4 protein-coding genes and 1 pseudogene are annotated in these 5,660 nt (G+C 57.0%); 1 reads left to right on the top strand and 4 read right to left on the bottom strand.

Annotation, left to right across the window (positions count from 1 at the left end; genetic code table 11):
- Positions 1 to 223: 223 nt before the first annotated feature.
- Complete coding sequence (locus tag IVB50_RS09365) at positions 224 to 1,291, top strand: acyltransferase (RefSeq protein ID WP_345946480.1); 1,068 nt, start codon at positions 224 to 226, stop codon at positions 1,289 to 1,291.
- A gap of 854 nt (positions 1,292 to 2,145) precedes the next feature.
- Here IVB50_RS09365 and IVB50_RS09370 read toward each other — a convergent pair.
- The 4 genes and pseudogenes from IVB50_RS09370 to IVB50_RS09385 all read right to left on the bottom strand — a co-directional run.
- Positions 2,146 to 2,475, bottom strand: a pseudogene (locus tag IVB50_RS09370) (hypothetical protein); the annotation flags it as partial.
- A 58-nt stretch (positions 2,476 to 2,533) separates the two neighbouring features.
- Positions 2,534 to 2,755, bottom strand: coding sequence for a hypothetical protein (locus IVB50_RS09375; protein WP_018460208.1), 222 nt, complete (start codon positions 2,753 to 2,755; stop codon positions 2,534 to 2,536).
- 1,127 nt (positions 2,756 to 3,882) lie between these two features.
- Positions 3,883 to 4,386, bottom strand: coding sequence for a hypothetical protein (locus IVB50_RS09380; RefSeq protein ID WP_157643149.1), 504 nt, complete (start codon positions 4,384 to 4,386; stop codon positions 3,883 to 3,885).
- Between the two features lie 106 nt (positions 4,387 to 4,492).
- On the bottom strand, positions 4,493 to 4,720 hold the full coding sequence (locus tag IVB50_RS09385; protein WP_247295697.1) for a hypothetical protein: 228 nt from the start codon (positions 4,718 to 4,720) through the stop codon (positions 4,493 to 4,495).
- Positions 4,721 to 5,660 lie beyond the last annotated feature (940 nt).

The raw sequence follows: 5,660 nt of genomic DNA on the forward strand, positions 1-5,660 counted from the left end.
AAACGGCTTTCAGATCGAACAAAGAAACTGACGAAGGAAAAGATGCGCGACCTGTCGCCTCTTGAAACGCCTCCTTGACAAAAAAAGCCCCATACAAGGTAACCCAACGACCATTCCCGCAAGGTTGTCGCTCTGGTCCGAACTTTGCTCCTCCATCTCCTCGGGCAGTCCTCTCGTCACAGCCTTGACGAAGCCTTAACGTTGCCCGACTAAAATCCGTTGAGTGGGCAGCCTCAGATTATTCCTAGCACTCGCCGTTGCATTGAGCCATTTCAAGATCCCCCTTGAAATGCCCACCAGCGATGTTGCAGTCCAATGCTTTTTCGTCGTTTCTGGATTCTATATGGCGCTGGTCCTCAATGAGAAGTACCCGCCTGGCTCATATTGGCTGTTCATTTCAAATCGCGTGCTCAGGCTTTGGCCGACTTACCTTATGGTGTTGGTCGCATCTTTTGGAGTCGCCAGGAATTGGTGGCCGATTGCGTCCCTAGATTTCATTAGTATCGCCTATTTCCTTGTCTCACAGATTTTCGTCGTCGGACAGGAAAGCTACTTCTTCCTGTTCGCGGATCATGACGCTCTGCGTTTTTCTCTCCATGCGGCCGATACACCCACCATCCTCTTTAAATTTTCACCGGTTCCCCAGGCTTGGACGCTCGCGCTAGAAATTTATTTCTACTTAGTCGCGCCATTTATCGTGCGACGGGGCCCCTTGGTTGTCGGGGCAGCAATTGTCGCGAGCATTCTTTTGAGATTGACACTGCTTTGGGGTTTCGATTTCGGCAGAGATCCATGGACTTGTCGGTTTTTTCCGTCCGAGTTGGCTCTGTTCCTGGCTGGCTCGCTTGGCTACTACGCGTCTGCGTCGCGAGGCGAAGCGGAACGCAAGCGCGCCAATGCCGGACGGCTCCTGCTGATTATCCCTTTGCTCGCCGGCCTGGCCTGCAGCGAGTGGAATGGCATTTCACGACTGATGTCGTTGACAATTTTGGGGGCCGTCATCATTGGCATACCCCGTCTGTTCGAACTTACCAGAAACATCGCGTGGGACCGATATCTCGGCGAGCTGTCCTACCCGCTTTACATCTGCCACTTCCTGGTTGGGTGGATCACATTGCCGGAAACCGTTGCGAGCGCGTACGGATCGCTGGCCTTATCGCTCGTTGTTTCGATGGCGTTTTACCGATGGGTGGAATGCCCGATTGACCATTGGCGACAGAGCCGGTTTGAACGAACGCGGCAGGCGACAAATAGGGCACTCCTGTTGAAGGCGGTCTCGTCGAGCACTTAGATCGTTTGGACCAAGCCAGGCACTGCCCGATGTCCGCTAGACTGTATGTCCCCTCCATAAAATGAGGCGACTCACCCTCGATGTTGCGACGAGGGTTTACGATCCGCTACAGAGGAGCTGGGGCGCACAAGGGAGCAAACTATTCGGCTCACGTTCTCGGACATCGAGGAAATTCTCGGGAGGCCGTTACCGCCGTCAGCTTACAAGTTCAGTGCCTGGTGAGAAAATGAGAGTTCGCGCAAAGCGGGGCACACGCAGGCCATGGCGTGGCTGCAGGCAGGCTTCGCGGCCAGAGTTTCTCTGAAACAGCGGGCGGTGAAATTCCATCGAGCCTGAAGGCTTTCACGTCGCGCCACCTTTGTGTCGAGCTTTCCCGCGCCTCCGGGCAGCGTCACTCGAGGGAGCAATCCGAAGGCGGCGGACTGTTCTAGCCCTCCCGCAGCCCTTCGGCTCTTCGGCCCTTTTCATCAGGGCTGCGTTCAAGCAAACGAGGTGCAGAACTGCATTCTTTGAGACAAGATAGCTCCCGTTCGAACGCCTCAGTCTTCGGCTATCGATCAGGCCTGATGGCGGCATACTCGACACACGACGAAGATCTTTCCCGTATTGCCGATTTCAAGAGCCAATCGGTCAGGGCTACACTCCGAATCAATAAGGCAATGGATGCCATCGGTGGTACGCGAGATGATCCAACACTCGTCAACCACCAATGTTGTGGTTGCAATCAGCGAGACCGCGGCGGCGTCGCCGCATGAGAAGCACCGTGGCTCGAATTCTAGCCCCGGGGACAGGCGTACCCCCGAGCTCCTAGCCTCTGCGGGGCAACGCCTGGGGAGGCGCAACCCTAGCGGTCCCGGGAAGCTGTTGGCGATGCCCAACGCGCGGTTCTCGTCGGTTTCGAGAGCTATTTTCTGGGCAAGCATGACGTCGCCCTGAGCCAAGCCACCTAACGGGACGAAGCAGCGCCCCGTTCCGAGCCGCCCGTATTCGTCTATCTCGTTGACGTTGGCGGACGTGCCGCGTCGGATTCGGTACCGCTTCCCAGTGTCGCATCCCACGACGTCGAAATATCCCTTCCTGTCAAAGTCCGCCCTCTGCTGAGGTGAAAGCCAAGAACGAAGGAGGCGTAGCGCACGAGCGTGAATCGTTTTCTCGTCCTTGGATGCTTCATAGAGCTTGCCAATACAGAGGCTACGAAGGGGCCACCGGCTGACTCGAGCTAAGTTCCTCTTCACCTGGCCATCACCCACCGACGAGCCGCGGAAAAAACAATGTCTCTTCGGCGGTCGGATCAAACGTGGTGATCCTGGTTACCTCCTCCGGGCTACTCCGCACCGCTGCAGTGTATCCTTTCCCGGTGAATTCCAGAAAACGTCTCTCCGCCTCCGCCAGAGCATCACCGCTGGAGTTGTCGAAGAAGTAGCGGCTGTCGCCGCTGTGATCCATGACGATCTGCGTTGCCATGCTGAGGCTCCCGATTGCACTTCGGAAGGAATGTGAAAGTGCAGACCTCGTTCCTATTTTCGTAAGCGCCGAGATATTTTTAGTTGTGCGCCTCACTAGCCCGACTGTGTATTCCGCCTGGCACGACGGACAAGCGCTCGCTTCGTCAATGTCGCACGCGTGGACTGAGAACGATTGAGGAGCTGACAATGCCCGAGCGCGAGCGGGACGAGATCCACCAGCCCGGTGCGGCCTTTGCGGGCCGGTACGATTTCGGAGAGACGCCGGCGGCAATCAAGACGGCCGAGGGATTGGCCGGATGTGGCCCAGTGCCATGATACTTGCGCAGGGCGCGCCTGCGATGGAGAGATCCATCGCCAGGTCCGGGACGGCTCAACCACAGTCCGGAGGGGCGGGCGCCGTCCGTCGGGCGCAACTTCAAGAGCCGGCGGCGCCTGGGAGGGAGCAGGTCGGAGAAACCTGCCAGCGTCAAGGTCGCGGCACGTGGACGTTGCCGCATTCTGACCCGCATCTGCATTTCACTATGTGAATCAGGGTCGACGGTTGCGGCTCGCAAAAAGTGACCTCAGGCCGAGACCTGCGGCCGAGGTTACCTTCCCTCCACTGTTCCTGCGGTCAGAGGCTGCCTTAGGCAGGGCTGCCCGCGTAAACGGTCTCACCATTGTGAGCAGGACGGAGAACCGGCCTAGCGCATTCTGCTGAATCCGCAACGGCTTGCCGACGACCTAAAGCGGCCACCGCCCTAAACCCAAGCGCCCGACCCGGGCCGTCTTTCCACGAATCGTAGTATCGCAGTAAGCGCAATGCGTCCCTCGCCGTCTATGTGCCCGCCGATCGCCCGTCGCGACGTCTATCTCAGCCGCTCTACGACAGGGCGCCCTTCCAAATAAGCGGGCTTACGCGGGCGGGGTTTTGCTGCTTCCGCGAGCCCGATGACGTGGCGCTATTCGACTTTCGGACTAAAGCCGTTTTGTGCGGGCTTGCTCCAGCCGCCCCGGTGACGCAGGAGGCCGATTTGCCGCCGTCGGATGCCATCTTCAGAGACTATTTATTGGGTCGGTCCAATCGAGCCGAGTGCGCCTCCGGCGTGAATGGCGCTCGTCGGCTCCTATCGTTGGACACCGTCATCAGTTCAGCTTGAAAAACGTCTGCCCTAGCCGCTCCTTGAGTGTTTCCAGTAACGACATTCTCGTATCAGGCGCCGCAGCTTGCGCTCCCGTTGCGGGTGCGGGAATAATATTCAACGGTTTCGCTGCTCGACGGTGAGAGACTTTTTTCGCGGATTCGCCTTTTGCCGTATGCTTCGGCTTCAAGACCTCGCCGCCTGATTTCGGAGTGACCGGCTTCCGGGCGACGTCAAGTTCGGAGAATGCGCTCTGCAGAGGCCGAGCAGATTGCACCGACGTCATTGATGTAGAAGGACTGATGTTCGACGGAGCCACAATGGTCGGCAAGCTGGTATCGATTATGACCCGTTCAGGCGCCCTCTCGGCTGAGCTGATCTTGATGGACGGTCGCTCTACGTCGCTGTTACCGGGGCCCATCGCCTGCTGCGGCAAGCACCAGCCGATAGCGATCAGCAACAGGACGAGAGCGCTGCCGACGAATCCGAAATACTTCATCAAAGGCATAGGCCGCCTCCGTTTGGCGACGACCTTGCGACCTCGATTGATAGCAAAAAGCTAAAGGTAGATTAAAACAGAAGACATGGTTATCACGCATGCTGCGGCGCAGCGGCTATTTCGCCGGCGTTCGTGACTTCGATGCTGCATCGTAGATCTCGATCTTCAGCTTCGGATACTTGGCCGACAATTCAAGGGCCGCTTGAGTCGCGGCGTCCTGATCAAGAAATTCGGTCTTGAAACGACCATCGACGAGCATCGCATAACCGATAGCCGGCGCGAGGTCAGCACGCCGAACTTGGCTTGGTTGCGGACGTTCCAGGTGAAGGGTTGTTTTGTTCATTCCTTGCTTATCCGGTTGGAGAACGCCCTTGCTGCTGAGGCTCTCGCAAATCGCCGAATTGGATGCTCGCGGTCTCCCAACCGGCGTAAGCACAGAACAGGAGAACAAAAATTCGAAATGCAATCGACATGCCGCCCGCCTTTTCTTGTTGGTGACGACGGTACAAATAACGTCTTACGGGCAGCTTAGGAGAAAGGGTTTGCGCAAGGTATACGCCTGAGCGAGAAGCGAGGCTGGTTTGCCGAAGCCGCAGTCACATTTCTGTCGTTGTCGGTCCTATTCAGCATTCATAAATGAATTCGCTATCGTGACCAGGTGTACTGCGGCGGTGCCCAGCTGCTCCATTTCCTTGTCAGCAGTGTAGGCTGAAGCCGCTCGTCGATAGGCGATTGCAACCGTTGCGTATGCATCCGTGATCAGTACAGCTGAATGATCGTGCGCATCTTTTGCTTTCCGATTACGTACTTGGACGACTTTTGTCGCGGCCTGAGCGGTTAATTCAGCAAGCTTCTCGTTACTTAAGCTCGGATCATCAATACCAGGCTGACATGCAGAAGCCGCGCCGGCGATTGCCTGATAGTATTGGCGCTTTTGCCAAACTGTTGAAGTATCCTTCCATCATTCGGCACCTGGGCCCTCACGTACATGTGTCCGGCGGGTCCGCCTTCCACGGAAAATCACCATTGAAGCACGATCGTAATTTGATATTATAACCGTAATGGCATTGAGCTGAGCGGTCTGTTTAGCGGAAGCGGGAATGCCACCAAACACCTTCTTTGCGAGGATTTCATGGAAGACATGATCGCCACTGCACGCCAGTTTGCATCGCGAGACATCACAAATCTCACCTCGCTTGGGCTCGCAGCCGCTGCAGCAGCGGTTGGCAACGGCGACATCACGTCGGAAGTCTACACTACTGCGCTTCTGCAGCGCGCCCGCG

Origin of the sequence: Bradyrhizobium sp. 87, assembly GCF_023073015.1 — a bacterium.
Lineage (GTDB): Bacteria > Pseudomonadota > Alphaproteobacteria > Rhizobiales > Xanthobacteraceae > Bradyrhizobium > Bradyrhizobium canariense_D.

Coding starts and splice junctions, on each gene's coding strand:
- IVB50_RS09375 (WP_018460208.1), bottom strand. CDS start 2,755: ATGGCAACGCAGATCGTCATGGATCACAGCGGCGACAGCCGCTACTTC.
- IVB50_RS09380 (WP_157643149.1), bottom strand. CDS start 4,386: ATGCCTTTGATGAAGTATTTCGGATTCGTCGGCAGCGCTCTCGTCCTG.
- IVB50_RS09385 (WP_247295697.1), bottom strand. CDS start 4,720: ATGAACAAAACAACCCTTCACCTGGAACGTCCGCAACCAAGCCAAGTT.